The 26,566-nt window shown below is 43.5% G+C and carries 33 protein-coding genes and 1 other RNA gene; 13 read left to right on the plus strand and 21 right to left on the minus strand.

Annotation, left to right across the window (positions count from 1 at the left end; all coding sequences use genetic code 11):
- Positions 1–161 precede the first annotated feature (161 nt).
- Both MY7_RS08380 and MY7_RS08385 read left to right on the plus strand, forming a co-directional pair.
- Positions 162–740, plus strand: a complete 579-nt coding sequence (locus MY7_RS08380; RefSeq protein ID WP_007611929.1) for a MarR family winged helix-turn-helix transcriptional regulator — start codon at positions 162–164, stop codon at positions 738–740.
- A complete protein-coding gene (locus tag MY7_RS08385) occupies positions 733–1,014 on the plus strand; it encodes a hypothetical protein (protein WP_007611935.1) in 282 nt (93 codons plus the stop codon). Before MY7_RS08380 ends, MY7_RS08385 begins: the two co-directional genes overlap by 8 nt.
- Positions 1,015–1,053: 39 nt before the next feature.
- On the opposite strand, the gene MY7_RS08390 is transcribed toward MY7_RS08385, so the two are convergent.
- The 6 genes from MY7_RS08390 to MY7_RS08415 all read right to left on the minus strand — a co-directional run bounded on the left by MY7_RS08390 (position 1,054) and on the right by MY7_RS08415 (position 6,108).
- Positions 1,054–1,518: an SMI1/KNR4 family protein gene (locus MY7_RS08390; protein WP_007611937.1), complete on the minus strand. Its 465-nt coding sequence runs from the start codon at positions 1,516–1,518 to the stop codon at positions 1,054–1,056.
- Between the two features lie 13 nt (positions 1,519–1,531).
- Entirely contained in the window at positions 1,532–3,331 is a 1,800-nt protein-coding gene (locus MY7_RS08395; RefSeq protein WP_007611939.1) for a T7SS effector LXG polymorphic toxin, read from the minus strand.
- Positions 3,332–3,659: 328 nt separating this feature from the next.
- Entirely contained in the window at positions 3,660–3,992 is a 333-nt protein-coding gene (gene csaA, locus MY7_RS08400; protein ID WP_007611940.1) for a chaperone CsaA, read from the minus strand.
- Between the two features lie 68 nt (positions 3,993–4,060).
- Positions 4,061–4,771, minus strand: a complete 711-nt coding sequence (locus MY7_RS08405; protein WP_007611941.1) for an AraC family transcriptional regulator — start codon at positions 4,769–4,771, stop codon at positions 4,061–4,063.
- Positions 4,772–4,822: 51 nt separating this feature from the next.
- Positions 4,823–5,389, minus strand: a complete 567-nt coding sequence (locus tag MY7_RS08410; protein ID WP_007611942.1) for a TetR/AcrR family transcriptional regulator — start codon at positions 5,387–5,389, stop codon at positions 4,823–4,825.
- Positions 5,389–6,108: an MBL fold metallo-hydrolase gene (locus MY7_RS08415; RefSeq protein ID WP_007611943.1), complete on the minus strand. Its 720-nt coding sequence runs from the start codon at positions 6,106–6,108 to the stop codon at positions 5,389–5,391. Before MY7_RS08415 ends, MY7_RS08410 begins: the two co-directional genes overlap by 1 nt.
- Before the next feature lie 225 nt (positions 6,109–6,333).
- On the opposite strand from MY7_RS08415, the gene MY7_RS08420 reads away from it, so the two are divergent.
- Positions 6,334–6,855: a hypothetical protein gene (locus tag MY7_RS08420; protein ID WP_007407994.1), complete on the plus strand. Its 522-nt coding sequence runs from the start codon at positions 6,334–6,336 to the stop codon at positions 6,853–6,855.
- A 28-nt stretch (positions 6,856–6,883) separates the two neighbouring features.
- Here the strand turns inward: MY7_RS08420 and czrA are convergent, their stop codons facing one another.
- Complete coding sequence (czrA, locus tag MY7_RS08425; RefSeq protein ID WP_007407993.1) at positions 6,884–7,216, minus strand: Zn(II)-responsive metalloregulatory transcriptional repressor CzrA; 333 nt, start codon at positions 7,214–7,216, stop codon at positions 6,884–6,886.
- Positions 7,217–7,407: 191 nt separating this feature from the next.
- Here czrA and MY7_RS08430 point away from each other — a divergent pair, with 191 nt between their 5' ends.
- Positions 7,408–8,073, plus strand: coding sequence for a lysozyme family protein (locus MY7_RS08430; RefSeq protein ID WP_003153802.1), 666 nt, complete (start codon positions 7,408–7,410; stop codon positions 8,071–8,073).
- A gap of 67 nt (positions 8,074–8,140) precedes the next feature.
- Here MY7_RS08430 and MY7_RS08435 read toward each other — a convergent pair whose 3' ends face one another.
- The gene (locus tag MY7_RS08435) at positions 8,141–8,677 is read right to left on the minus strand and encodes a DUF420 domain-containing protein (protein WP_007611945.1); all 537 of its coding nucleotides are present in this window, start codon (positions 8,675–8,677) and stop codon (positions 8,141–8,143) included.
- Positions 8,678–8,821: 144 nt separating this feature from the next.
- The gene (locus tag MY7_RS08440; RefSeq protein WP_007611947.1) at positions 8,822–9,604 is read right to left on the minus strand and encodes a VLRF1 family aeRF1-type release factor; all 783 of its coding nucleotides are present in this window, start codon (positions 9,602–9,604) and stop codon (positions 8,822–8,824) included.
- Between the two features lie 188 nt (positions 9,605–9,792).
- On the opposite strand from MY7_RS08440, the gene MY7_RS08445 reads away from it, so the two are divergent.
- Complete coding sequence (locus MY7_RS08445) at positions 9,793–10,296, plus strand: N-acetyltransferase (RefSeq protein WP_007611949.1); 504 nt, start codon at positions 9,793–9,795, stop codon at positions 10,294–10,296.
- A gap of 65 nt (positions 10,297–10,361) precedes the next feature.
- Entirely contained in the window at positions 10,362–11,339 is a 978-nt protein-coding gene (locus MY7_RS08450) for a S66 family peptidase (protein ID WP_007611951.1), read from the plus strand.
- Between the two features lie 31 nt (positions 11,340–11,370).
- Here the strand turns inward: MY7_RS08450 and MY7_RS08455 are convergent, their stop codons facing one another.
- From MY7_RS08455 to gerPC, 7 genes are all read right to left on the minus strand, one after another.
- Positions 11,371–11,763, minus strand: coding sequence for a hypothetical protein (locus tag MY7_RS08455; RefSeq protein WP_029326152.1), 393 nt, complete (start codon positions 11,761–11,763; stop codon positions 11,371–11,373).
- Positions 11,764–11,925: 162 nt separating this feature from the next.
- Positions 11,926–12,795, minus strand: a complete 870-nt coding sequence (locus tag MY7_RS08460; protein ID WP_007611955.1) for a 3D domain-containing protein — start codon at positions 12,793–12,795, stop codon at positions 11,926–11,928.
- 235 nt (positions 12,796–13,030) lie between these two features.
- On the minus strand, positions 13,031–14,809 hold the full coding sequence (gene recQ / locus MY7_RS08465) for a DNA helicase RecQ (protein WP_007611956.1): 1,779 nt from the start codon (positions 14,807–14,809) through the stop codon (positions 13,031–13,033).
- 107 nt (positions 14,810–14,916) lie between these two features.
- Positions 14,917–15,102: non-coding RNA, 6S RNA (ssrS, locus tag MY7_RS19160), on the minus strand.
- A gap of 215 nt (positions 15,103–15,317) precedes the next feature.
- Positions 15,318–15,944, minus strand: a complete 627-nt coding sequence (locus tag MY7_RS08470; RefSeq protein WP_003153791.1) for an FMN-dependent NADH-azoreductase — start codon at positions 15,942–15,944, stop codon at positions 15,318–15,320.
- 144 nt (positions 15,945–16,088) lie between these two features.
- Positions 16,089–16,580: a TraR/DksA family transcriptional regulator gene (locus tag MY7_RS08475; RefSeq protein WP_029326151.1), complete on the minus strand. Its 492-nt coding sequence runs from the start codon at positions 16,578–16,580 to the stop codon at positions 16,089–16,091.
- An 83-nt stretch (positions 16,581–16,663) separates the two neighbouring features.
- Entirely contained in the window at positions 16,664–17,044 is a 381-nt protein-coding gene (gene gerPC, locus MY7_RS08480) for a spore germination protein GerPC (RefSeq protein ID WP_007611958.1), read from the minus strand.
- A gap of 92 nt (positions 17,045–17,136) precedes the next feature.
- Between gerPC and MY7_RS08485 the strand changes: the two genes are divergently transcribed.
- The gene (locus MY7_RS08485; protein WP_014418113.1) at positions 17,137–17,370 is read left to right on the plus strand and encodes a hypothetical protein; all 234 of its coding nucleotides are present in this window, start codon (positions 17,137–17,139) and stop codon (positions 17,368–17,370) included.
- Here MY7_RS08485 and MY7_RS08490 read toward each other — a convergent pair.
- Positions 17,357–17,839, minus strand: coding sequence for an Hsp20/alpha crystallin family protein (locus MY7_RS08490; protein WP_003153787.1), 483 nt, complete (start codon positions 17,837–17,839; stop codon positions 17,357–17,359). The genes MY7_RS08485 and MY7_RS08490 overlap by 14 nt on opposite strands.
- A gap of 70 nt (positions 17,840–17,909) precedes the next feature.
- On the opposite strand from MY7_RS08490, the gene MY7_RS08495 reads away from it, so the two are divergent.
- A complete protein-coding gene (locus tag MY7_RS08495) occupies positions 17,910–18,182 on the plus strand; it encodes a hypothetical protein (RefSeq protein ID WP_003153786.1) in 273 nt (90 codons plus the stop codon).
- The gene (locus MY7_RS08500; protein WP_003153785.1) at positions 18,179–18,412 is read left to right on the plus strand and encodes a hypothetical protein; all 234 of its coding nucleotides are present in this window, start codon (positions 18,179–18,181) and stop codon (positions 18,410–18,412) included. Before MY7_RS08495 ends, MY7_RS08500 begins: the two co-directional genes overlap by 4 nt.
- Positions 18,413–18,456: 44 nt before the next feature.
- On the opposite strand, the gene MY7_RS08505 is transcribed toward MY7_RS08500, so the two are convergent.
- From MY7_RS08505 to MY7_RS08510, 3 genes are all read right to left on the minus strand, one after another.
- The gene (locus MY7_RS08505; protein WP_003153783.1) at positions 18,457–18,801 is read right to left on the minus strand and encodes a PH domain-containing protein; all 345 of its coding nucleotides are present in this window, start codon (positions 18,799–18,801) and stop codon (positions 18,457–18,459) included.
- Positions 18,802–19,094: 293 nt separating this feature from the next.
- Positions 19,095–19,235, minus strand: a complete 141-nt coding sequence (locus MY7_RS19550; RefSeq protein ID WP_003153781.1) for a DUF4025 domain-containing protein — start codon at positions 19,233–19,235, stop codon at positions 19,095–19,097.
- A gap of 65 nt (positions 19,236–19,300) precedes the next feature.
- Positions 19,301–19,504, minus strand: a complete 204-nt coding sequence (locus MY7_RS08510; protein ID WP_007407979.1) for a DUF6501 family protein — start codon at positions 19,502–19,504, stop codon at positions 19,301–19,303.
- A 182-nt stretch (positions 19,505–19,686) separates the two neighbouring features.
- On the opposite strand from MY7_RS08510, the gene MY7_RS08515 reads away from it, so the two are divergent.
- The 3 genes from MY7_RS08515 to MY7_RS08525 all read left to right on the plus strand — a co-directional run bounded on the left by MY7_RS08515 (position 19,687) and on the right by MY7_RS08525 (position 23,996).
- Positions 19,687–21,174, plus strand: a complete 1,488-nt coding sequence (locus MY7_RS08515; protein WP_007611960.1) for an aldehyde dehydrogenase family protein — start codon at positions 19,687–19,689, stop codon at positions 21,172–21,174.
- 96 nt (positions 21,175–21,270) lie between these two features.
- Positions 21,271–23,154, plus strand: coding sequence for a terpene cyclase/mutase family protein (locus tag MY7_RS08520; protein ID WP_007611961.1), 1,884 nt, complete (start codon positions 21,271–21,273; stop codon positions 23,152–23,154).
- Positions 23,151–23,996, plus strand: coding sequence for a superoxide dismutase (locus tag MY7_RS08525; protein ID WP_007611962.1), 846 nt, complete (start codon positions 23,151–23,153; stop codon positions 23,994–23,996). Before MY7_RS08520 ends, MY7_RS08525 begins: the two co-directional genes overlap by 4 nt.
- A 39-nt stretch (positions 23,997–24,035) precedes the next feature.
- Here the strand turns inward: MY7_RS08525 and MY7_RS08530 are convergent, their stop codons facing one another.
- A complete protein-coding gene (locus MY7_RS08530; protein ID WP_007407975.1) occupies positions 24,036–25,373 on the minus strand; it encodes a sodium-dependent transporter in 1,338 nt (445 codons plus the stop codon).
- Between the two features lie 203 nt (positions 25,374–25,576).
- Between MY7_RS08530 and MY7_RS08535 the strand changes: the two genes are divergently transcribed.
- Positions 25,577–26,548 carry a bile acid:sodium symporter family transporter gene (locus tag MY7_RS08535; protein WP_007611964.1) on the plus strand — a complete coding sequence of 324 codons (972 nt, stop codon included), beginning with the start codon at positions 25,577–25,579 and terminating at the stop codon, positions 26,546–26,548.
- The last annotated feature ends 18 nt before the right edge of the window (positions 26,549–26,566 follow it).

Genomic DNA, 26,566 nt, shown 5'->3' on the forward strand with positions numbered 1-26,566 from the left:
CATTTATTATACTTATTTCCCCTTCTGTAAACACTCCGACTGCCTGTGACATTTTTAAAACAGCTGTAACCCGCTGCTATTAGTCACCATGTTGACTCATTTTCCATTTGGATGTATATTGTAATTGTCAACATGGTGATGATTCAGATGGGAGATAACTTATGGATATTAAATTACTAATGAAGGAACTGCATGTTATGCAGCAAAGTTACGCATCATTATTTTCAGTTGTCAATAAAGTGCAGGCTCGGGGGGACGAATACTTAGAAATGCTGACTTCCCGACAGCACATGACTCTTATTGCTATTGCCCATTTACCAACGGAAGATACCACACTTATGAATATCGCTAAAAAGCTGGGCACAACAAAACAAACCGCTAACAAATTAATTTCAAGCCTCGCGAAAAAAGGATATGTTCACACTGTGCCAAGCAAACTGGATAAACGTGCAATCAATATTGAGATTACCCCTGAAGGAAAAAAAGCGTTAATTTCCTGTTCAGAAAAATCCACCTATTTTTTAGCGGATATGTTTCATGAATTCACAACTGATGAAATTGAAACATTCTGGTGGCTATTGCAAAAACTTTATCGTTTTGATGGTGAAGAACAGGATGGTTTTGAAGAAAAAGCACATTTGAAAGTTGAAGATCAGGCACAATTCATCTCAGATGACTATGAAGAAAAAATCATGGCTGAATTTTCAAAACGGCGATATGGGAGTGCAGACGATGAATAATATGCTTTATCGAAAAGTAAAAGAAACAGAGGATAAAATGAAGGAAAAATGCTATGAGCTGAAAGATAAAATTGATCAATTTATTTCTCATGCTAAATATAAATTTCATCGCAAACGCAAACTGGACCGAGCCGGCAATTATATATCAATTGCCATTGGACTCTTTATCCTAACTGCCTCATGGCTGACCGCAACACAATGGCTGCTTTGGATAGGCGCGGCGAGTATTTTGAGTAATGCTTGTTTGCTCATTATAAAGCCTGTTAAAAATTGAAAACCTAAAAAAAGCTCTCTAAAAGAGAGCTTTCTTTTATTAATCGTCCCAGTCTTCATCTTCTTCCCAGTTTTCTTTCATCTCATGAAGTCTTTCATAAAAGAACTTTATAAAATGGGCAGAATTAAGTTCTTTATAGCCACCGAATTCACTCCAAATAACAACTGGACATTCTCCTTCACTGTTGATTTTATTGGTATCTAAACAATACCCAAAAAAATCAACATGTTCTATGACTACTAAGCCACTTGGCAATCCCCTATATTCATGATATTCCCTGGTTGTTTCTACAACTGAAGCACCGCCAAAATCATAGCCTAATAAATCGATTCCATAAACCCCGCCAGAACCATAGTTTCTAAGAAACCACTTGTAGCTACCTGGCAGCGTGACTTGAAGATCTTGCTCAATTTTTAAAATTTTATCTTCTCCAATCCCACCCGTAAAATCTTTTTCTTTTGCATTATCAGCTATGAATTCTTTTACTTTCAAATAAAAATCCATGGTTTATAACCCCTTATTCTTTCTCATATTGTTTTGCTCTCCACTTCCAATACCTTGTCTTAAAGTTATTGTACTGTTTCTCCAGGTAAACATCATTCCGGAAGCTTTCTCCATTACCTTTAAGGCCATGGATTACGTCGCTATACTTTGTATGTAAACTATTAGGTATCTCAAGCAACGGTCCACTTTCTTCTTGTATGAGGTGATGTAAGTTAATCTGTGTTCCGTCTTTAGCATAAGGAGACTTACCATCTTTCATTAATTCCAGGTTGGTTTTTCCTTTTGGAGTTTTTTGATTAATATCAACGTCCTTTAAGGTATAGACTCTACGGCTTACATCTCTAATTTGTCCTTTAACTTTTACTTTGCCGTCTATTTCAACAGCACCATACTTTTCTTTATTTAACCAAGGAAGGTTTATTTCTTGACCAGTAAACGGCTTTCTCGTTCCATCCGGAATTTTCTTTGCATTGGTCAAAAGTTCATTTTTAAGGTTTTGGCTGTCAACCACATTGTATGGTACGTCACCTGTCAGAGCAAGATCATACTTAGAGTTATAAGGAAGCAAATCTGCAATCTTAACATCTTTAATTTTCTTCCCTGCCTGTCCTGCCTTGTTTATGACCTTCCCCGCCGCATCAGCTTTGTTAACGGCTCCTGCGCCTTTCGTTCCGACGACAGCCACAGCCACTGAACCGACCGCATATGTCACCCATCTTGATCGGGAATACGCATCTCCATTTACCATATCTTTTTGATACGATTCCTCGATTGCTGTTGAAATGGCATTATACGTGTTAATTGGATGAGCAACTGCCCCTATGATACCTTCAACAACTTCATCAGGCTTACTGATCAGCTGCCATAATCCTGTTACTGTGTCTTTCCCGACATCATAGAGGCCAACGCCTGCTCCTTTTATAATATCCCAAGTCACTTCTCCGGCTTCTTCCAGCTGTTTTGCTTGTTCAAGCTGCGTCACATACTGCCGCTGGGAAGATTCAAGGTTTTCATATCCGATCTTCTTCGCAATCTTCAAGTATTCATCCGGATCGGTCACACCGTCAGCGAGTTTTTTCTTCAAATCCTTAATTTCACGTTCTTTCGCTTCTTCCTTCTTAATCGTCAAATAAGCATCCGATTGTCTTGCAATCTCACCTTTTTTCTTATGGATGTCACTTTCCCTGTATGCCTTGGCGTTATAGTGAAGCGGAGTGGCGTTTTTTCCTTGGCCTGTTGCGTTTTGGAGCTGCTGAAAGTCAGCCTGAATGAAATGTTCATTTGCCTCGGTTTCTGCGTATTCTTTCGTTAGATTGTGATCAAGCTTTCCGAGCTTATGTATGGTATCGTTCCTTTTTTCATCTGCTGAATCCAGCTTTTGATCGACATCTTCTGTGGAGAAAACTTCTAGATGAATGATATCACTGATTTCATCAAGGATACCTTTCATTTCATTGCGCTGCTCCTGCATGATAGCTTGTGATTTATTCTTCGCATGAATCAGCTCGTGTTCTAAAAATGACTCTTCCACAAACGAATCGGCCAATCCGGCATCAGCTACTTTTCCAGAAATACTGTTAAGAAAAGCAATTTTCATATCGATCAAATCAAGCCAGCTGTCTGTGACACCAGCGTGATCTTGAAAGAATGCTTTAATGTTGTCTGCGCCTTTGCCTGAAAACTCACTGTCGTCTAAGTCAGCCATTCCCTGAAACGCTTTTCTGAGATTGATAAATTGTTTCCTAACCTGATCGTATTCTTTCGCCCGCTTTTCCGCTGCTGAAATAAACGAGACTGCTTCAAATACTTTCATTTATGTCTCCTTTCCGCTTCTTTATACCTAAATTTTACCATATGATATAAGATTAGATGAATCTCTTGCATTTGTCGAACTGCTTTATTCAAGATCATAAATTTCAAACAAAACCTTACACGAAAGATCGGGGATCGGCAAAACAAAGCCAGATATAACATATATTAAAAAATCTCTTGCATTTCCGCACCCGCCATGCTATATTGATATAGCGATGAGCTGAATTGTGTAAGTCGATGCACATGCCCTTGCGGCACACACGAATGTGGCGTGTGGTGTATCGCCTCAATACGCAAAAGACGTTTGCTTCTGCAAACGTCTTTTTTTATTATCCGATTTTCGTTCCGTTCGGTACTGTCTGCTCTGGCGTAAGCAGGACAACGTCTCCTTTTTCCGGGATGCCGCCGAGAACGAGAACTTCTGACTTAAATCCGGCGATCCGCCGCGGCGGAAAGTTGACAATAGCGGTAACCTGTCTGCCCGTCAGATCACCCGGTTCGTACCGTTTTGTAATCTGGGCGCTTGATTGTTTCATGCCGATCTCTTCGCCGAAATCTATTGTCATCTTAATGGCCGGCACCTTTGCTTCCGGGAATACTTCCGCTTTTACGACCGTTCCTATTCTAAGATCAAGCTTGATAAAATCTTCGATGACTGCCATATCAAAAACTCCTTTTTTACAATCATGATACCAAAAAAAGAAGCAGTTTATTTAACCGATTTTCAGGATTATTTATCAGATTGAAAGGTGTTTCGGAAGACGCGCGGCGTTATTCCCTTATGTCTGACAAACCATCTGGTAAAGGAAGACAAATTTTGAAAGCCGACCTCCTGGCTGATGTCTGTCAGCCGGCATTTTGTTTCAATAAGCATTTGTTCCGCTTTCTTCATACGGAGCTCAGCAATATAAGCTTGCGGGCTTTTTCCCGTCTGTTTTTTAAACCAGTCGGAATAATACGCCGGGTGGTAATGTTCCATTGCGGCGAGCTCTTTAATTGTAAAAGCCTTTGATAGATTTCGGCGGATATACGCAATTGAATCATTCGTACGGTTTTCTTGTATCTTTTCAGTAATATATTCTGCAAGCAGACTCAATGAATGAGCCGACTGCTGCTTTGTCTCTTCTGTCAGCAGAAACCGAATCGATGTCCAAAAGGGATCAAGCTTATTCAGAACGCCGGGGTCAAATGAACCTTTGAAAAAATATGCCGGTATGTCGAGAACGAGACATTCATTTCGCTCCAAAGAACGGAACCGATGTTCATGCCCGGGCGGAATATACAGCATTTGATCAGGTTTTAATCTGATTTTACGTCTTTCTGTCTCCAGGTCCAGCTGTCCTTCGAGCGGAAAGAGCATTTGGCAGTATGTGTGTGCATGAGAATCAAAAATATGTGAATAGGTGCGCCGCTCACAAATGATATGTTGTAATGAATCCATTTGTCCCTCCTTTTTACATGATGCGTCTTTTATTTAGTTTACATAATAATATTATTGTCCCCTATTCTGCAAACCTCTTAGAAAAGCAACAACTGCAAACTTCCGGCTTTCCTTAATTGATTCGGTTAATTCAAATGCACTCTGTTTTCTCAACACGGCAAATCCGTGAAGAAGGCTCCTCAGTCCTCTCGCAGCATGAATCGCAGTGTCAGACTGTGCATAACCGTTAGCTGTCAGCTGCCTGACAACAAGCTCTACAAGCAGGCTTGACAGATTCTCAATCCGGCCGTCTTTTATCTTTTGAAATGTTGCGTCATATAATCCGGGATTGGCTTCGGCGAAATTGATATAGGCATCGGCAATACTGAGCAAAGCCGTTTCGCCCGTCAGTCCTTCTGCAGAGGCCGCCATTCTTTCATATAACATAGTTAAACCGGAGACAGCCAGCTCTGTTTTAATTCCTTGAAGGCCATTGACAAAATTGTAAAGGGAAGGCGGTTTTACGTTTAAGGACTTTGCAACAGCCGCAAGCGTCACTTCGTTCAGCCCTTTTTCGTCAGCGATGCCTGCTGCGGCTCTCAATATCATGTCAAGGCTCATTCCGACTCTCGGTGACATTATGATCGGCCTCCCGGCAGGCTTCGTTCGGCTTCCTCAGCAGCCTCAGCCATCATTTCAACGGGATTGCAGAGAACATTTCCATGTCCGGCGGCCAGACTGCTTGGTTGATGAGCGATAAGCGTTCTTGCTGTTTTTACAGCTTCTTCTTTATTCCACGTAGCAAAAGCCGGAAACGGAAATTTCCATTTCAGCTTCCCTGAAACAGCAAGGCCGCCCCGTACTTGAAAGGCATCTCCGACGATCAGCATATCATTTCTCATATCTTTAAAAGCGAGGCTTCCCGGCGTATGACCGGGAGCGGGAATAACAAGTAAAGATCCGATCCGCTCGCCGCCTTTCAGCAGGCGATCAGGTTCGGTCTGAACATTTTTCGGCACTCCCCCCTTTATCGGCGTTTGTGCTTCATGCTCAAATAATGAAGTGTCACCTTTCAGCAAGAAAGAATCCCGCTCAGAAATACAGACCGAAGCATTCGGAAATTCCGCAGCTAATGAGTCAAGCGAACCGATGTGATCCCCGTGCGCGTGGGTGAGTAATATGTCATTCAGCGGCTTCCCAAGCTGCCGCAATGCTTGTTTGATTCCTTTATGACTGTTAGGCAGTCCGGCGTCAATCAGGGTTACTCCTTCTTCTTCTTCAACCAAATAACAATTCACCGGGAAAAGCGCTGGAAAAAAAGTCAGCTGCCAAACACTTCCGTATTGTAAGATTCTCATCAACATCCCCCTAAAAACTAATAGTGTTAGTTTCATTATAACTAATAGCGTTAGTTTTTCAAGAGTTTTCTGTTTAAATCCTGAAAAAGGCGCGGGCGATTCTCTTATGCCAAAAAAAGAAACGTGCATAATGTGATAAAAGATGCTTTCAGCCTGCGAATAAATCACACTACTAAAACCAGCCGGATAAGCATACACTACTCAACGGAGGGGGAGTTCCACACCATGCATATCACACTTCAAAGCATCTGCCCTGTCTTAATGATTGCCTTTTTTCTGTATAAAAAGGTGAAACGGTCCGTCGGCTTTCAGCCTTTGAAACCCCGCTGGCTTTATACAAGAATGATTTTGTTTTCATTGCTGGCCGCAGCTCTGGCGTTTTTCAGCATCACACACCCGGCTTTATACGGCCATCTTATATTCGGCACTTTTTGCGGCTGGCTTCTGGTCCTGTTTGCTAAACGGAACATTTCTTTTGAAGAACGCCGCGGAAAAATGTATTTTCGCACTCACCTGTGGATTGAACTTATTCTATTAACGTTATTCCTATCGAGATTTGTTTATCGCGTTATTGAAATTTACCGGGTCACAGCGGACTTTACCCATCCGGAAGCATACAGCCAAACGGTCGGGGCCGATCCGCTGACCATCAGTATCTTTTATTTCATCGCAGTGTATTACAGCGGCTTCTCTTTTTATGTTTTAAAAACGAGCAGAGACCAAACCAATAACAGTCAGTACGGCTGACATCCCTGTCTCAAAAGCAGGGATGTTTTTAATCGTGCCGCGTATGGTGAATCATTTGCTGAAGCACATCTAACACATGTTCATCCTCAGGAGAATAATAGATGGATGTTCCTTCTCTGCGTGATTTGACGAGGCGCAGATTTTTAAGAAAACGCAGCTGATGAGAAACGGTAGACTGCAGCAAATTCAGCTTTTCTGCGATATCATTTACCGCGTGCTCACCCTGTGACAGCAAATGGAGAATTCTGATTCTGGTCGGATCAGACAGCGCCTTAAAAGTCTGGGCAACCAAAAATAAAGTTTCCTCATCTAAATCGACAGCGGGGTCATTTGTGTTTCCGGATTCGTGAAATTCAGTCATATACCTCACCCTTCTTTTCTCAAGTAGCCCAATTATACCAAATGTCAATTGATGCAGATACATCCTGCGCCTGACAAAAGAACCGTTATTTTAAATTTATGTTTCAAATACGGGTTTCCGCTTGGTTTCGCGCATTCATCTGTGTCATAATGAAAAAGTCATAATGCTCCTGAAATTGAGGGTGAAACACAGTGGAGAAAAAGAAAAAAGGCTGTTTCGCTGCCGCGGGTCTTATGATGATATGTGTTTTTGTCATGGTTTCCTTCTTCCTCATTCTGTTATTTTCAAATAATGAATGGCTCAAAAGTCTTCCGTTTGATGTCAAGCCGATCGTGCTTGAACGGCTGACAGATTACAAACCGCTTGTTGAAGACGAGCTGGATGAAAAAGGACTCACCAAATATACATCGCTTGTACTCGGCATGATATATCAGGAGTCAAAAGGAAGAGGAAATGATCCCATGCAGTCTTCAGAATCTCTGGGTTTAAAGCGAAATGAGATTAAAAACCCTCAAACCAGTATCAAACAGGGAATCAAACAATTCACTCTCATGTACCAAACAGGCAAGAAAAAAGGCGTAGACTTGGATACGATTATACAAAGCTACAACATGGGGGCCGGCTATATTGATTTTGTGGCTGAACATGGAGGATCACATACTGAGGAACTGGCAAAACAATACTCCGAGCAGCAGGTCAAAAAGAATCCGAAACTTTACACTTGCGGAGGGAACAAAGACAATTTCCGTTATCCCTACTGCTATGGTGATTACACGTACGCAGAAAAAGTAAAAGCAAAAACAAAAACCGTTGAACAATCCTTAAATGTAACAACACTTGAAACGCTTGAAGAGTAAAAGGCGCCCTGTATGAGGCGCCTTTTTTCAATCAACAGAAAAAAAGCCGCGCAGAGCACGGCTTTTTTTAATAATACGGTGAGATCATTAAGTATACAATGACACCCGTCAGACTGACATACAGCCAGAGCGGCATCGTCCATCTCGCGATTTTTTTGTGGCGTTCCACTTGCATGCTGAATCCTCTGATCAGCGTAAACAGCGCAAGCGGCACGATGATGAAGGAAAGGCAAATATGCGTAATTAAAATAAAGAAGTAAATCCCGCGCATGATGCCGTGGCCGCCGAATAAAGTATTCTCAGCTATCGAGTGGTACACGACATAGCAGATCAAAAACAGCAAAGTCGTCGTAAACGCCGCCAAAATAAAGCGTTTATGCGCTTGAATATTTTTTTGCTTAATCATAAAGAGCGCTGCCAGCAAAAAGATAAAAGTAAAGCTGTTAAAAATGGCATTTAACATCGGCAGAATATGAATATTGGCAATGCTGACCTGTCCCGACTTCGGCATAAAAAACAGCACCGCAATTAACCCGTTGATCAGAACGGTCAATGTCAGCACGATACCGGTATAACTTTTAGGTTTGTTTTCTGTCTGATTCATCTTATGACCTCTCTCAATTTTACTGACTATCCAAATGGTATGAGAATTCAGCTTTGATGTCAACGGTTTCGCCCGCTTCGTCAGAATTTAGACAAACTTAAGCCCTAAAAAGACCGGGTGTTTGAGACCCGGCCTTTCGTCATATCATGCTTCCTTCAACAGTTCTTCTATCACCTTATGTTCGTTTTCATTCAACAGATTTTTTGGAATGATCCGATCAATCGGTTTATTCATGTGCTGATCGAGAATATCGGCTGTTTCTTTGTCCCCTGCGATTACGAGACGCTCCCATTGGTGTGAAGCGGCCTTCTGATCAAGGTTCGAAGCCAATCGTTTATACAGCCTGTTTTGGTTTTCTTCGACGTGGGCTTTGGCGGCGTCCTCGTCCATCGATGCGGAGTTTCCGCTTACATCCTGCGGTTTCCACGATTCATTGATGACGTCGTATTGATAATGCTCCACCCCTTCAATTTTTCCGAGTACGGTTTCTATGATCTTCACTTCATTCTGCTGGGTGAGAATAAAAGCCGTGCTCGGAAATTGTTCACGGAGAAGTTCTAATTGATCAAGGACAGCCGTTTCTTCCCAATAAAATCGTGTTTCGACAGGCACCTGCAATTCAATCGTCTCCCAGATACCGCCTTCTCCCGATGCAAAAAACACGAGACTACGCGGCATCTCTTTACCAAGCCCATCGATATATTGATAGACACGTTCCATGATGCGGACGAGAGATTTTTCTTCTTCCGGATCACTTACAGACAGATACTCTTTTAATCTCCGAAAACCGGTTTTCAAGGCGATTTTCCACTCTCCCCCCTGCTGATCCGGATTTCTCATATCCGTATTTACATATAAGGAAAGCATTTTATCAGGAGATTCCGTCATTACGTACTTCAATTTGCCGATGAGTGAGTCAATTGCCATTATAGATTCCTCCTTTTTCCGCTGCTCACTGTTCCTTTCCCTATCCGCACCGCCTTAAAAACGTTAATCCACATATAAACGGCAGACTTTTCTAAAAAAGTTTTTGCAAAACCTATTTACAAACCAAGACATCATTTACTACAATGGATACTTGTGTTTGACTAAGACTTTTACGCTGTGAAAGGAGTATGATTTTGTTTACTGCAGAAGAAAGAGATCAGAAAGAGCTGGAAAAAGAGCTTCATAAACTTGAATTTCAGATTTTCAGAATGCGGGAAAATCTGATAGATGTATCAAAAGACGCGCGAGTGCTTGGTATTGATCAATCGAACAATGACGATTGGATCATTGTTTCCTCGATTGATGATGGCCAAACATGTAAGATTATGCTGACTGACTGTGAGTCAGCCTACCGGGGAAGAGGCTGTTTTTCACTGATCGCCTCTTATTATGACAATGCCATTCATATCGGGGACATTAAAGGCCCGCCGAACCACGGCTACGGCTCGATCTGCATGAAATTTTTAAAACATATCGCCAGAGAGCAGAATATCCCGAAAGTGACGGGCGACATCGCTAAGCGTGATTGGGATCATGTCGACAGACTCATTCATTTTTATGAAAAGCATCACTTTGATGTCTGGATTGACAATGATACGCAATCAGGCGGCATTAAATGGGTCGACCTGTAAAAAATGATAGATAAACCCTCGTTAATATGGTGTAATAGATTAAACCATTTAAGGAGGGTTTTTTTTTGTATCCGGAAAAATTGAAAAAAGGTGACGGCATTCGTATTGTGTCTCCAGCCACAAGCATGTCCGTTATGTCAGATGAAAATATAAATGCCGCGAAGACAAAATTGGAGGAGCTGGGCTTTTGTGTCTCTTTTTCAGAGAATGCGAAAGAAATAAATGAATTTGATTCATCATCCATTGAATCGCGTGTACGGGATCTGCACGAGGCTTTCGCTGATCCTGACATCAAAGCGATTTTGACGACACTCGGCGGGTTCCAATCAAATCAGCTGCTCCGCTATCTTGATTATGAAAACATCAAGCGGCATCCGAAAATCCTTTGCGGCTATTCAGATATTACCGCTCTCGGCCATGCCATATATCAAAAAACCGGCCTTATTACATATTCCGGTCCCCATTTTTCTTCATTTGCCATGAAAAAAGGGCTGGACTATACGATTAACTCTTTCTTGGCCTGCTGTGCTTCTGACAACCCGTATGAGGTAAAGCCTTCATCCGAGTGGAGTGATGATAAATGGTATTTGAACCAGGAGGACAGACGTTTTTATCGGAATCCGGGACCGCTCGTTATTCAATCCGGATATGCGGAAGGAACACTGATCGGAGGAAATCTATGCACGCTGAATCTTCTGCAGGGCACCGAATATTTTCCGGAGATGGAACAAGTGATTCTGTTTATAGAAGATGATCATATGTCTGACATTCATATGTTTGACCGGGATTTGCAGTCACTCATCCATCTTCCCGCTTTTTCAGCCGTGAAGGGAATTGTCATCGGACGTTTCCAGCATGCTTCAAATGTGTCTGAGGAGGCTCTGCGTGCCGTCATCCGTACAAAAGAAGAACTGTCATCCATGCCTGTTATCGCAAATGCTGATTTCGGCCATACCTCCCCTTTGATGACATTCCCGATCGGAGGAACATGCAGGATAGAAGCCGGCTCAGAAGGCGGACGGATATGGATCGATCGGCATTAATACATAAAGACGGGAAAACCGCCCCGTCTTTTTATTTTGACGCCTTATGCCGCAGCGTGCGCGGAGCGATCATAATTCGTCCGCCAGCCGCTGCCGTTACCCATACGGAAGCTCCTTCATAAAAACGGCTGATCTCTTCATTATATACGGCGTGTGTCAGTTCACGTTTATCATGCGTTCCGTCTTGGTTTTTTACGTTTAAAATAAGCACAAGCTCGTGCCTGCCATTCTTCATCACGCCAGTACGTCTCACCTTTTCAATAACGGCTGGCCTTCCTCTCCCTCTGTCAAGCGCCTGAAACAGCCTGACAGCAGGCATAGACAGTCCGATAACGAGCACAATGGCGAAAGCAGTGCATATACCTGCTTGAAACACCGGTGTTTCTGTGAAGGTATTCCATAAACATATAAATTCCGGCTCCATCAGTTTCATACATCCCTTCAGATTCCGTTTTCACATCCATTCCTTATTATATTAGAGAAACGCTTTTTCTTTTTCCGCATATAACGATTATATACAGTCAAAAAAGGGAAGAAAAAAAGAACACAAAGCATTTCGCCTTGTGTTCTTCATCTCTATATGAAACTAGTCTAATACTTTAACATTTACTGTTCTGACGCCCCAGTTGTTAGCGTCACTTTTCTTTGCAACAAATACGTCAATTTTATTTCCTTTAATTGCGCCGCCTGTATCTGCTGCTGTTGCCACTCCGTAACCTTCAACATAAACCTTAGAGCCAAGCGGAATGACACTAGGGTCTACCGCGATGACTTTTGCATCAGGGTTTTTGTTTAAGTCAACACCGGTTGCCGTTACACCGGAAATGCCGCCGTCGTTAGCAGAGTAAGCAGTTGCAGTCATTGTCAGCTGCTTTTTAGGCTCTTGTTGGTTTGTATTTGATTGAACAGGCTGCTGTTTTGCTTCGACAGCCTTCGCTTCTTGTTTAGGTTGTTGTTCTTGAACAGGTTCTTGTTTAGGCTGCTCGTTTTTGACAGCTTCTTGTTTAGGCTGTTCTGTCTCGGCAGCTGGTTTTTGTTCAGTTTGCGGCTGGCTGGCTTCTTGAGCCGGCTGTGCAGCCTGAGCCTGACCTTTCACATTTAACGTTGTGCCTGCGTAAATTATATCTGATTGCAAGTTATTCAAGCTTTTCAGATTGCCGACTGATGTTCCGAATTTCTGAGCAATTTTCCAGAGGCTGTCGCCCTGCTTCACTGTGTACTGCCCAGTTGTGGTTGTTTCTACTGAAGAAATAGTCAGTTTCTCTCCTTCAATGATTAAATCAGAAGATAACTGATTCCATTCTTTTAAGTCCTTTAGGTTCACTCCGTTTTTTTGCGAGATCCCCCAGAGCGTGTCACCCTTTTGCACCGTGATTTCTTTAGCAGAAGCGTGAGCTCCAAATGCAGTTGTTGAAATTGCTGCAACTGCGACAAAGGACATAATCGTCTTCTTCATAAGTAAATCCTCCCTTGTTAGCTTTTTATTGGCGGCTAACAGGTGATATCGTAACATATGAAAATGTCAGTTCAATAACAAAACGATTTGAATTAGATTACAGTTCCTTTACATGAAACATTTCTCTCGCTTGGTAAGTCTTGCTGAAACCTTGATACAGCAAGGGTTTTCAAGCTTCTGATTTTTCCGGCGCCAATGAAAAACACAATGTGCAAATTTCTAAAAAAACTTTTTTTCACTCTGTTTCTCTTACATAATTTCGGATTTCTTCTAAAAAAACCGCTCCGTATTTCAATCTTTTTTGTTCCCCGACCCCTTTTACGGAAAGAAGATCCTGATCCGTTTTCGGAAGTTTCGCCGACATTTCTTTTAACGTCTGATCTGAGAACACGACAAATGGAGGCACACCCTGTTCAGCTGCGATCTCTTTGCGGAGACGCCGGAGAAGCTCAAATAATTCATCATTTTCGGTAACGGCGGCGGCCTGTAAGGCTTCTTTTCTCGCGACTGCGCTTTTTCCAAGCAGAACGTCCCTGCCTTTTTGGGTGACCATAAGCGTCGGAAATGTGCCGTCCGCCATTCTGATATATTCATCTGAAATAAGGAATTCGATAAAATCACTGATTTCCGCTGCGGATTGATGCTTCATAATGCCATAAGTGGACAGGCTGCTGAAGCCGTTTTCCAGCACTTTTTTATTTTTTGACCCGCTAAGCACCTGCGCCACCATCGTTTTTCCGAAACGCTCATTCATTCTGATGATGCATGATAATACCATCTGCGCTTCTTTTGTGACGTCATGGGCGGTCCTTGTATCAGTGCAATTGCCGCATGCTTCGCAAGCTTCCGCCTCATTCTCACCGAAATACTTCAGAATAAACCGCTGCAGGCAATCTTCCGTATGACAGTAATCCACCATCTGTCTCAGTTTTTTGAGATCCTGCTTTTGTTTTTCTTCTCCGGCGGCCGATTGGTCTATTAAAAAACGCTGCACCATAATATCCTGCGGCGAAAACAAGAGCACACACTCGCTGTTAAGACCATCGCGCCCGGCCCGTCCGGCTTCCTGGTAATAGCTCTCCATATCTTTCGGAATCTGCGCGTGTAAAACGAATCTGATGTTGCTCTTATCGATTCCCATTCCGAAAGCGGACGTAGCTACCATCACTTGTATCTGATCGTTAAGAAACCGCTCCTGCTGGTCTTTTCTGTCATCATCCGCCAATCCGCCGTGATAACGGCCGGCATTGATGCCGCTGCGTTTTAATTTCTCATATAAACGGTCGGTTTCTTTTCTTGTCGCTGTATATATAATGCCGGCTTCGTGTTTATTTTTTTCCAGATACCGCTCGATAAACCGGTCTTTGTTTTCGCCCTTTACTACTTTAAACGTTAAATTCTCTCTGGCAAAACCGGTATATACAGTTTGTTCTTTCTTAATATGAAGCTGCTTGCAGATGTCATCATGAACCTCAGGCGTAGCCGTCGCCGTTAATGCGATGATGACGGGCGGTTCTTTTAATTCATTAAAAAGGATTTCGATATTCCGGTAACTCGGCCTGAAATCATGTCCCCATTGCGATATACAGTGAGCTTCGTCAATGGCGACAAGAGGAACCGTAATATTCTGCAGGATGTGAATGAATTCAGAAGAAGTCAAACGCTCCGGTGTGATGTAAAAGAGCCGGTAAGCCCCTTGTTTCAAACCGGTCAGGCGCTCATGAATGTCACGGCTTGTCTGGGTGCTGTTAATATAAGCTGCCGCGATACCCGCTTCTTCAAGCGCGTCGACTTGGTCTTTCATTAAGGAAATAAGAGGGGAAATAACGATTGTGGTTCCTTCAAACAGCAGTGCGGGAATCTGATAGCAGATTGATTTTCCGCCCCCCGTCGGCATAATGCAGACCGTGTTTTTTCTCTCCTCTGTAACTGATTGTATCGCCTGCTTTTGGCCCGCGCGAAGACTGTCGTAGCCAAAATAATGCGCCAGAAGGGATTGGGCTTTATCCAGCATATGTTGTAAAACCTCACTTTGTCTTTGATTCTTTTATTTTATCATACTGATAAAGTACGCTGCTCAAGGGCAATGCAAAATAAAAAGCCATCTCCGCAAGGGAAATGGCTTTCGCTACGTATGCCGTACGCAAGTAAGAAAGTTTTAAACCACCACTCCTCAAAGTGGGTGTTTGCAGAAGCGTTCCTGTCGTCCTCTGCAATGGAGGCATGACATTCCGGCTTCGATATAAAACTCCCTATTACAGCTTAAAGGTTAAAACTTAATTAACAATACGAACAATGTAGCTTCTCTTATATCCTACACCATCAGTCGTATTTTGGCAAGAGGGTTAATTCTTTTACAGAAAACCTTTTTTCTTTGTGAAAAATGCTTTATTCTACATAAAAATTGTTTTTTCGACAAAATATCAATATATCAATATAAGATCAGATCGAAAGCTTCCGCCAGTTTCTTCTATAATAGAAAAAACTCTCACACCCTGTATGGGCGCAAGAGTTAATGGAAATTAGAATTTTGCAGCCAGATCTTTCGCTTCTTGCAGTCCTTTTTCAATGATCGCTTGAGCGTTATCCGGTGCAGCATTATGGCCTTCAACGACAACAGTGTGAAGATCTTGGACACCCCAGAAACCGAGAACGGTTTTCATGAAGTTTAATGACATTTCTAGAGATGCCATCGGTCCTTCAGAATATACGCCGCCGCGTGCGTTTAAGAGCGCTACTTTTTTATCTCCCATCAGACCTTTTGGTCCTTCAGGCGTGTATGTGAAAGTAACTCCTGCGCGAGACAGGTAATCAACATAAGTATGAAGCACAGCAGGCACTGTGAAGTTCCAAAGCGGGAATGCAAACACGACTTTGTCAGCTTTGACAAATTGATTTAAGTAAATGTCAGCAGTTGACGCTTGTTTTTTCTCTTCGTCTGTCATTTCAATTCCTTTTGAAGCTTTGAATGTTCCGTTAATCATATCTCTTCCGAGGTAAGGAAGGTTTTCTTTATGAAGATCAAGTTCGATCACTTCATCATTCGGATTGTTTTCTTTATAAGCAGCCAGAAACGCTTCGTATAATTTTACGGATACGCCTTCTTCAGCCGTACGATCACTTGATTTTACAAATAATACTTGAGACATTCTAAATTCCTCCCGGTAATCTTTTAATATTTACTTACAAATAGTATGTTACTTTCTTTTTTATATAAAGTCAATGATTTTATTTCGATTCTGAGATTTTTTATGGAATAAAAAAACAGGTACATATGAATGTACCTGCTGCTATTATTGTGAATCCTGCTCGCGATCCAGGATTTCGTAAGTTTGTGAGCTTTTTTGATCAACGGTTTCTTTATTTGAGAGGTCTTTCACCTGCTCGTGAAATTCCCTTTCATATGACGGAGCGTCTGTTTTCACATCCCCTTCTGTTTCTCGCTGCGCTTCGACGGTCATTCTGGCATACGGTACGGCTTCAAGTCTTTCATAAGGAATTTCTTTTCCTGTTTTCTCGCAAATCCCGTATGTTCCTTTTTCCATTCGTTCAAGCGCGGCGTTCACCTCATCTAAAAGATTCTGATCGACACCGTCCAGCGTCTGATTCGTGACCCTGTCCAAATAAATGCTTCCGTGATCAGCTAAATGATTATCTACTCCGTTCGACAGTTCTCCTGTGTCTTCTCTCATTGAATGATTTTCTTTTGATTCTCCCTGAAGACTTTCCTTTAAATCGATTAATTTATGATAAAGGCTGTCCTGCTGTTCTTTTGATAATGACATATTCATCATCTCCTTTTTCGTCTGTATTCTTCGCTGTATCTGTTAATACATACCCTCGAAAAAGGAGGATGAAACAATGGAGGTCAATGCTTTCTCCCCCTGATGGTGACATTGGGTGTCTGCTGCTTTGTCTGTCTTTTTTCTTTCGCAGCATCATTTTGCCGGTTGTCCCGAAATTCTTCAGCGCAGGCTTGTTTGAGCCTGTGCGCCGGTGTATGGTAAGTGGCGCCGATATTCAGCATACCGCTCAGCTCTTCTATACTCAGCTTTTCAAAATCAATATTGTACTCAACCTTGTCCACTTTGACGTGCTCAATATGGACATATGTTTTTTCCCCTTCCACCGTCTGCGGCTCAAAATGACACTTATCCTGAAGCTCATCAAGCTGTTGTTCCACTTTCTTAAGCCGGTCTAATTCTTCTTCACACACTTTTTTGAAAATCTCTTTCATTATTTTTTTCAAAGAAAATCACTTCTTTCCCCGTCACTCTTGGAAAGTTCTATGCGTCCCGCATTGCGAATATATAAACATGATATACAAAAAGGAGGCGAATCATGATGTTTTTTCCATCCGTTATCAACTTTGAGTATATAAAAATGAACGGAATCAGCGGCGGAGCAGCTTTTAACACCGGCTCTTCCGTTATGGTGAGAAACACAGCAGCCAATAAAAGAAATGAAGGGTACGGTGAACAAAACGGTGATTGCACCGTTGTCGTCATCCCTATCATGAGTATCGATGATTCAGATCTGATAGACGGCACAGCAAACAAGATCAGCCTTCGATAATGATCTGGCTTGCATCCCCCAGATGTTTAGCAATCGATATATATAAAATCCCGTCTTTGAATACCGCCTGCATTCCCTTCGTTCCCTGAGCGGAATGCGGAAGGTCGAGTTTTTTTTCAAAATCGCCGTATTTTCCGGTCTTCTGTTTAAAATCCTGTTCATTAAAAAAGGATTTTCTCGTGCCTTTTACGACGATATATTCTCCGTAGGACAGCAGCTGAACATCTTGTTTCCGGTAGCCGGGCAGATACAGCAAAAATTGGAGCTCATCATGGGTTTCCACAATATCTATAAGAGGAAAAGCATCCTCATTTCTTCTCATTTGCCCATCTCCCTGTTGAAAGGGAAAATGAGAATGGCCGTTTTGAAATGATTTCAGTTGTTCATCATCAAAAACGTTTTTCCAAAAGTCGCCGCCGGACATGTTTTGCGCCATTTCCATCCACTGCTTCATCTTATCGAAATCCATTTTTATCGCCCCCTGTCTAAGCATACGGTCATAACAGCCGGCATACACCTGTATTAAAGGAGGTTTGCCTGTGGTTCAACCAACTCCATATATCAATATTAATATTTTCATGTTGAAAATTAATTCCTTTGAAAATGCTTCAGCGGTGAATGTCGGACAAAATTTACTGGCGGAATGGCAGAATTCTGATAAAAAGAATCAGGGATACGGACAGAACTTCGGAGATGCAAGCGGCTTCATCGGCACGAACGGCAAAGTGGATGACCGGGATCAAATTGATTCTCCATCTACCTTTGAGTCTGCATGCGATAAAATTCCTGCCGGAAAAGGAGGCCCATTATGATGTTTTCGCCGGTTTTGGTAAATGTAGGAGGCTTTAAAGTAAATGCAGTCGACCGCGGTTCTTCCATTACGATCGGCCCGTATCAGCAAATCGATTATTTTTTATCCAATAAGATCAACTACGGATTCGGTGAAGAAAATGGTGATTTGGCGCCGATTTATATCCCCATCAGTTCTATTGCTGATCCGGATCTCATTGATTCGAACTCCGGAAAAACAAGCATTATATAATAAAAAGGCCATCCGCATGCATTCGGATGGCTTTTATGTGATATTTAACTGCATAAGTATTTTGTTAAGATGGCTTGAACCTCAGTCAAGTCCGTTTCTTTTGCAAATTCCAATTCGAAAGTTTTTCCTCTTGTCATTAATACAAGCCCGGTATCGGGATCAAACATCCCCGCTTCTTGAATGGCGAAGCTTTCAATTGTTTTATATGGAAGAAATACGCGCACTTTCTTTTTGGAGAACATTTTATTATCAAAGAAAATCACTCGTTTATTCGTAAAGCATATTTGGTCAACCCGCAGTTTATAAATCGTTTCGATCCGTTCTCCCTCAACGAGCAAAGCCTCCAGCTTTTTTGTGTCGGTTGATCTGCTGACAGAAAAAATTCCCAATGAAGAACCCCACTTTCTGCTTCTATACTATTGTTTTATTACAATCATAAAAAAATAAGTTCTTTATCCCTATATAAGAATACGACATAGACGGCATTTAAACCATTACGAACAGATTACATTTTTAGAACGTTCATCAAAAAAGCCCTTCGCGAAAGGTGCCGCTGTTATGAAGTAGTACGGTTCAGCGAAAGAAAAGGTTTCAAGAAAACGGTATTTTTTTCGAAAAGTCAGTTTTTTATTTTCGCCATAAAAAACCGCGGCTTCTCCAATGCCGCGGTTTTAACAAAACATCAACGATCCGTATCTTCAATTGTTCCTTCTTTATAGGTATCTGAAATTTGTTCCATCGTCGTGTCGGTGCCTTCTTCAGGTTGCACTTGCTGAAGCTGATCTGATGTTTTATTTTGTTTGTCTTGCTCTGTTTTTTTCATTTTGCAGCCACCCTTTATATGTAGTCTTTTTTAGTATGGCTCAGGCAAAATAAATTCATTCAGCTTTAAACTTCTTCAAAATACTCTTTGTAGAAGCCTCCGACTTTGTTTGTATTGTCTACAACAAAAATGAATTCTTCTGTTTCATTTTTGACTTCATACTCTTTACCCGGCGTCAGCACATTTTTGACAATGTATTTTTTCGCATCTGTATGTACGCATTTGACCTTTTTGACGCTTTCTTTTGTCTGCCAATTATTATGAATCATTTATAAAACTCCTTTTCTTAATCGATAAGCTTATTGTAGCTGTTTTTTCTTGTGAATTGCAATAACGGTTATCGATTGATTTTACCGGAGGTGTTATTATAAAATGACTGTATGCGCTTACTTCGCGCGGACATCAAGATGCTCAAAACAGACCATAAAAAATTTCGGGAGGTTTGTTACGAATGAGTTCTTTAACGATGCAGATCACAAAAAGGCTGGAAACATTTTTACAGGGTACGAAGAAACTTTATATTGACGGAAAATTTGTTCCGAGCGCTTCAGGATCAACATTTGTCACACCGAATCCGGCAACCGGAGAAACGCTGATGACGCTTTACGAGGCACAGTCAGAAGACATTGACAGTGCAGTGAAAGCGGCACGCAAAGCCTTTGATCACGGCGAATGGCGCACTATGCCGGCCGCTTCCAGAAGCAGGCTGATGTATAAGCTTGCCGATTTAATGGAAGAGCACAAAACGGAACTCGCACAGCTTGAAACACTTGATAACGGAAAACCGATTAATGAAACGACAAATGGAGATATCCCACTCGCAATTGAGCATATGCGTTATTATGCCGGGTGGTCTACAAAGATAACCGGACAAACGATTCCGGTCGCCGGCTCATATTTTAATTACACCCGCCATGAGCCTGTCGGCGTCGTGGGGCAGATCATCCCTTGGAACTTCCCGCTCCTTATGGCGATGTGGAAAATGGGCGCCGCCCTTGCTACAGGCTGCACAATCGTTTTGAAACCGGCGGAACAGACACCGCTGACCGCCCTCTATTTAGCGGAGTTAATAGATCAGGCGGGCTTCCCTGACGGCGTCATCAATATTGTCCCAGGGTTCGGCGAGACGGCCGGGGAAGCGCTGACCAACCATGACGATGTCGATAAACTCGCTTTTACCGGTTCTACAGAAATCGGCAAAAAAATCATGGAAAAAGCCGCAAAAAAAATTAAACGCGTGACACTGGAGCTTGGCGGAAAGTCACCTAACATCATTTTGCCTGACGCCAATTTGAAGAAAGCGATTCCCGGCGCTTTAAACGGGGTCATGTTTAATCAGGGGCAGGTATGCTGCGCAGGCTCCCGTGTCTTCATTCACAAAGACAAATATGATGAGGTCGTCAGCGAAATGGTTTCATATGCGAAATCGCTTCAGCAAGGCGCCGGCCTTCACCAAGATACACAAATCGGCCCGCTCGTCAGTCAGGAACAGCACGAGCGCGTGCTTTCATATATTGAAAAAGGAAAAGCGGAAGGAGCCAAAGCTGTTGCGGGCGGCAGCTGCCCGTTTGAAGAAGGGTATTTTGTCTCCCCGACTGTATTTGCGGATGTGGATGACAGCATGACCATCGCAAAAGAAGAAATTTTCGGCCCTGTTTTAGCCGCCATTCCGTATGATACGGTAGATGAAGTCATTGAGCGGGCGAACCGCTCGGAATACGGCCTTGCAGCCGGACTTTGGACTGAGAATGTGAAAAACGCCCATTACATTGCTGACCGTCTCCAAGCCGGCACCATTTGGGTCAACTGCTACAATGTTTTCGATGCGGCATCTCCTTTCGGCGGCTATAAGCAATCCGGCCTCGGGCGGGAAATGGGCTCTTACGCGCTGAATAATTATACAGAAGTAAAAAGCGTCTGGATCAATCTGGAAGATTAAATCAAACAAGAAACTGCTGCCTGTCAGCAGTTTCTTTCTTTTGTCATGCCGCCTTTTACATATGAATATATATGCTTCTGAAGGAGTTGAGCGAGTGTGAGCACAATTCATGAAAACGTCAGAAGCCGCCAAAAGAAAACCATCTCCCTTTTAAGAGAAACGCAAAATGCGGACGGCTCATGGTCATTTTGTTTTGAAGGACCGATTTTGACAAACGCCTTTCTGATCCTCCTTCTCACTTCTCTTGGAGACAATGATAAAGAACTGATCGCTGAGCTTGCAGAAGGCATTCGCGCTAAACAGCGCCCGGACGGAACTTTTGCCAACTATCCTGATGACCGGAAAGGAAATGTGACCGCTACTGTACAGGGCTATGCCGGCTTGCTGGCTTCCGGTTTATATAGCCGTTCTGAGGCGCATATGATTCAGGCCGAACGCTTTATCATCTCAAATGGCGGCTTGCGCAACGTACACTTTATGACAAAGTGGATGCTTGCGGCAAACGGCCTTTATCCATGGCCCGCGCTGCATCTGCCATTATCTTTCTTAGTCATTCCCCCATCCTTCCCGCTGCATTTTTACCAGTTCAGTACATACGCCCGTATTCATTTTGTACCGATGGCCGTGACGCTTAACAAAAGATTTTCGCTGAAAAATCCCAATGTTCCGTCTCTCGCGCATTTAGATCGGCATATGACTAAAAATCCGTTTACATGGCTTCGTTCCGATCAGGATGAGAACAGAGACCTCTCTTCTCTTTTCGCGCACTGGAAACGGCTTTTGCAGATTCCTGCCGCTTTTCACCAGCTCGGTCTGCGTACGGCCAAAACGTATATGCTTGACCGGATTGAAGAAGACGGCACATTATACAGCTATGCGAGTGCCACTATTTTTATGGTGTACGGCCTGCTCGCTCTCGGTGTATCGCGCCACTCCCCCGTTATCAGAAAAGCACTTGCCGGCACGAAAGCTTTGCTCACGTCTTGCGGCAATATACCGTACCTGGAAAATTCAACGTCGACCGTTTGGGATACGGCGCTTCTCAACTATGCGCTTATGAAAAGCGGCATCTCAGATAACGATCAGATGATAACCAGCGCCTCTCGGTTTCTGCGTGAACGGCAGCAGACGAAAGTCGCTGATTGGGCCGTTCACAACCCGCATGCTGAACCGGGAGGATGGGGTTTTTCAAACATCAATACAAATAATCCTGATTGTGATGACACAGCCGCAGTGCTCAAAGCCATTCCGCGAAAACTTTATCCCGCCTCATGGGAACGCGGACTGAGCTGGCTTTTGTCCATGCAAAACAGTGACGGCGGCTTCTCTGCTTTTGAGAAAAATGTCAATCATCCGCTGGTCCGCCTGCTGCCGCTGGAATCGGCTGAGGAAGCTGCCATCGATCCTTCAACAAGCGACTTAACCGGACGGGTGCTGCACTGTTTAGGAGAAGCGGGGCTTTCTTCTGATCACCCTCAGATTGAAAAAGCCGTCCAATGGCTGATCCGCCATCAAGAAGAGGACGGATCGTGGTACGGCAGATGGGGTGTCTGCTATATTTACGGCACATGGGCGGCGCTGACAGGGATGAAGGCTTGCGGCGTGAGCCAAAACCACCCGGCCGTGAAAAAAGCGATCCGCTGGCTGAAATCCATTCAAAACGAGGACGGAAGCTGGGGAGAATCCTGTAAAAGCGCAGAAGTCAAAACCTATGTTCCGCTTTCTTACGGGACGCTTGTACAGACGGCTTGGGCGGTCGAAGCTTTGCTGCAATACGAAAAAACTCATCATCAAGCCGTCACAAAAGGCATATCTTTTCTTATTGAAAACCGGCATTACGAAGGCGCCGCTTTCAGCTATCCGACCGGAATCGGCCTGCCGAAGCAGTTTTACATCAGGTATCACAGCTACCCGTATGTGTTTTCTTTGCTTGCGCTCAGCACTTTTATGAAAGTGAGTGAAAAGGAGGAAGAAAAATGAAACGGCACGCTTATCAAACCGAGATGCTGAATTGGTGTGAAACATTGAAGGAACAAGTCATTCAGCAAGGACGGTTCGATCGCTTCGCGGCACAAATCGACCGGATTTTCCACACCCTTCAGGATGATGGATTAACGGAGGCGGAATGGTACGAACAGGCATCGGCACTTTACCGGGACATTACTGAACCCGAAGAGCCGGATGAGCGCAGAGCTTATGTGCCGATCGGCAAGCATGTCCTCCCTAAACTGCCTTACAGTTATTCCGCACTGGAACCGTATATTTCAAGAGAGATTATGAAACTCCACCATACCAAACACCATCAGAGCTATGTTGACGGTCTGAATAAAGCAGAACTGGAGCTCAAAAAAGCGAGACAGACGAAACAGTACGACTTAGTGGCGCATTGGGAGCGGCAATTGGCGTTTCACGGCGCGGGCCATTATTTGCACAGTATTTTCTGGTTTTCGATGAATCCAAACGGAAAAAGACGGCCGACGGGTGCGCTCTTTCAAATGATTGATGTGTCATTCGGAAGCTATTCCGCTTTTAAAGAGCAATTTTCTCAAGCGGCGAAAAAAGTCGAAGGAGTCGGCTGGGCTATCCTAGTCTGGGCGCCGCGCGCCGGGCGGCTGGAGATTTTGGCCGCTGAGAAGCATCAGCTCTACAGCCAGTGGGACGTCATTCCTTTGCTTCCGCTGGATGTGTGGGAACACGCTTATTATTTACAATATAAAAACGACCGCGCGGCTTACGTGGATCAATGGTGGAATGTCGTTGATTGGCGGGAGGCGGAGAAACGGTTCGAACAAGCGCACCGCGTGATATGGCCGCTTTATTAAAAAAGCCCCCGTCTTGAACGGGGGCCTGCTTCTTTTGGTTTAAAAAATACCAAGCACGTGCAGAAAAACGATAATAATGGCTACAGGAGCCACATAACGGATTAATAGGAGCCAGACTGCAAACCATTTTCGTTTTATACCGGAACCGCTTTTCAGTTCGTCAAACAGCATCTGTTTCGGAATTTTCAGCGGTACGAAAACGGCAATTAAAAGCGCGCCCAGCGGCATTAAGACATTGCTGACCAGAAAATCCGCAGCGTCAAAAATACTGCGGTGAAAAATAGAAACATCACTCAAAATTCCGTACGACAGCGCCGAAGGGACCCCGACAATAAATATAGCAAGTCCCCCGATCCATGCATACCGCTTCCGTTTTGCCGAATCGCCTTTTGACAAAACAGCAACTAAAATTTCAAGCATTGAAAAAGCCGATGTCAGCGTCGCAAATAAAAACAGCAGCAAGAAGGCGAGTAAAAACACGATGCCCAACGGCATTTGGTTAAAGACGGTCGGCAGCACGTTAAATAAAAGCTGCGGGCCTTGATCCGGCTTGAGGCCGAATGCAAACACCGCCGGAAAAATCGCCACTCCCGCCATCACAGCAACAAGGACATTTAATACCGTCACCGATACGGCGGATTGAACAATATTTTCTTCTTTTTCTAAATATGCGCTGTATGTAACCATTACGGACACTCCGACGCTTAACGAGAAAAATGATTGTCCCATCGCATATAAAATGGTATTGGCATCCATCGCGCCAAAATCAGGCATGAAGAAGAATTTTAATCCCTTCGCTGCATCATGCAGCGTAACGGAGCGGATCATTAAGAGAATAAACAGAATAAACAGAGCCGGCATCAGCACCTGGCTTACCTTTTCGATTCCGCTGCTCACCCCTTTTGCCACAACTAAAATCGTCAGCACGATAAACAGCAGCTGGCCGAAAACGGCTGCATAAGGATTTGAAATGGTGTCGATAAATAACGTATCAAATCCCGAAGAAAGCGATAAGCCGCCTGTAAAGCCTTTTATAATGTAGATTAATATCCATCCCCCCACTACGCTGTAGAAGGATAATAGAATAAAACACGTAATGATTCCGAGATATCCGATCCAGTGCCACTTTTTCCCCGGCGCGAGCGCCTTATAGGATTCAACGGCGTTTTTTTGTGTTTTTCTGCCGATAATAAATTCAGCAAGTAAAAGCGGCAGTCCGATTAAAACAGTAAATAAAATAAAAACAAGCAGAAAAGCGCCGCCTCCGCTGGTTCCCGCTACGTAAGGGAACTTCCATATTGCGCCGAGCCCGATTGCAGAGCCGGCCGTAGCTAAAATAAATCCCAGCTTAGATGACCATTGATTAGCTTCTTTCACTTCAGCACTCCCAATTCATTTCAGTATAAAAATCAATTGTAAGAATATATGTCTGAATAGTCAAGAAGATGTTAGTTTACATAATAATTTTATCGAAAACTTATATTTAATATTGAATTATTCAGAAAATTATTTATAATGGAATACAGAAAAGTCAGTCATATTTTCTGACTGATTGATTGAATGTAAAAGGAGCTGTGTTTATGGAATGGCTGAAAAAAATAAGCGGGTTTGCGGGCCAAACCTTTGGCTTGTGGGTTATCGTCTTTGCCGGTTTAGGATTCGCCTACCCTGATTTGTTTTCTTGGATCAGTTCTTATATGACGATTTTCCTTGGTATTATTATGTTTGGGATGGGGCTAACTCTTCAAGCAGACGATTTTAAAGAATTAATCAGAAAGCCTTGGCATGTCGTGATCGGAGTCGCTTGCCAGTTTACGATTATGCCGCTTACGGCTTTCTGTTTATCAATCGGGCTCCGCCTCCCCGCAGAAATCGCCGCGGGCGTCATTCTGGTCGGATGCTGTCCGGGCGGTACGGCATCAAACGTCATGACGTTTTTGGCGAAAGGCAATACTGCGCTTTCTGTTGCGGTCACCACGATCTCAACATTGCTTGCTCCTATTGTAACGCCGGCACTTATTATGCTGTTTGCGAAAGAGTGGCTCCCCGTTTCTTTCGGTTCACTGTTTGTTTCCATAATGCAAGCCGTGCTTTTGCCGATCGTCCTCGGGGTGATTGTGAAGCTGTTCTTCAAAAAACAGGTCGGACAAGCCGTGCACGCGCTTCCTCTCGTGTCGGTAATCGGCATCGTAGCGATTGTATCCTCTGTCGTCAGCGTAAATCGTGAGCATCTGCTTCAATCAGGACTGCTGATTGTGTCTGTCGTCATCTTACATAACGGAATCGGATATTTGTTAGGATTCCTGACTGCAAAGCTGTTCAAAATGGATTATGCTTCACAAAAAGCGATTGCGATCGAAGTCGGAATGCAAAACTCCGGACTGGGCGCAGCGCTTGCGACAGCGCATTTTTCTCCTTTGTCAGCCGTGCCGAGCGCAATTTTCAGCATATGGCACAATCTGTCGGGGTCTGTTCTTGCCACCTACTGGTCTAAGAAAAAAGAGAAAAACAGCGCCGAAGAAGAAGAAACGGCAAAGATTCCGTTTTCATAACTGAACAAGGATAGGATA

The sequence above is a fragment of the Bacillus sp. 5B6 genome, from assembly GCF_000259405.1.
GTDB lineage: Bacteria > Bacillota > Bacilli > Bacillales > Bacillaceae > Bacillus > Bacillus velezensis.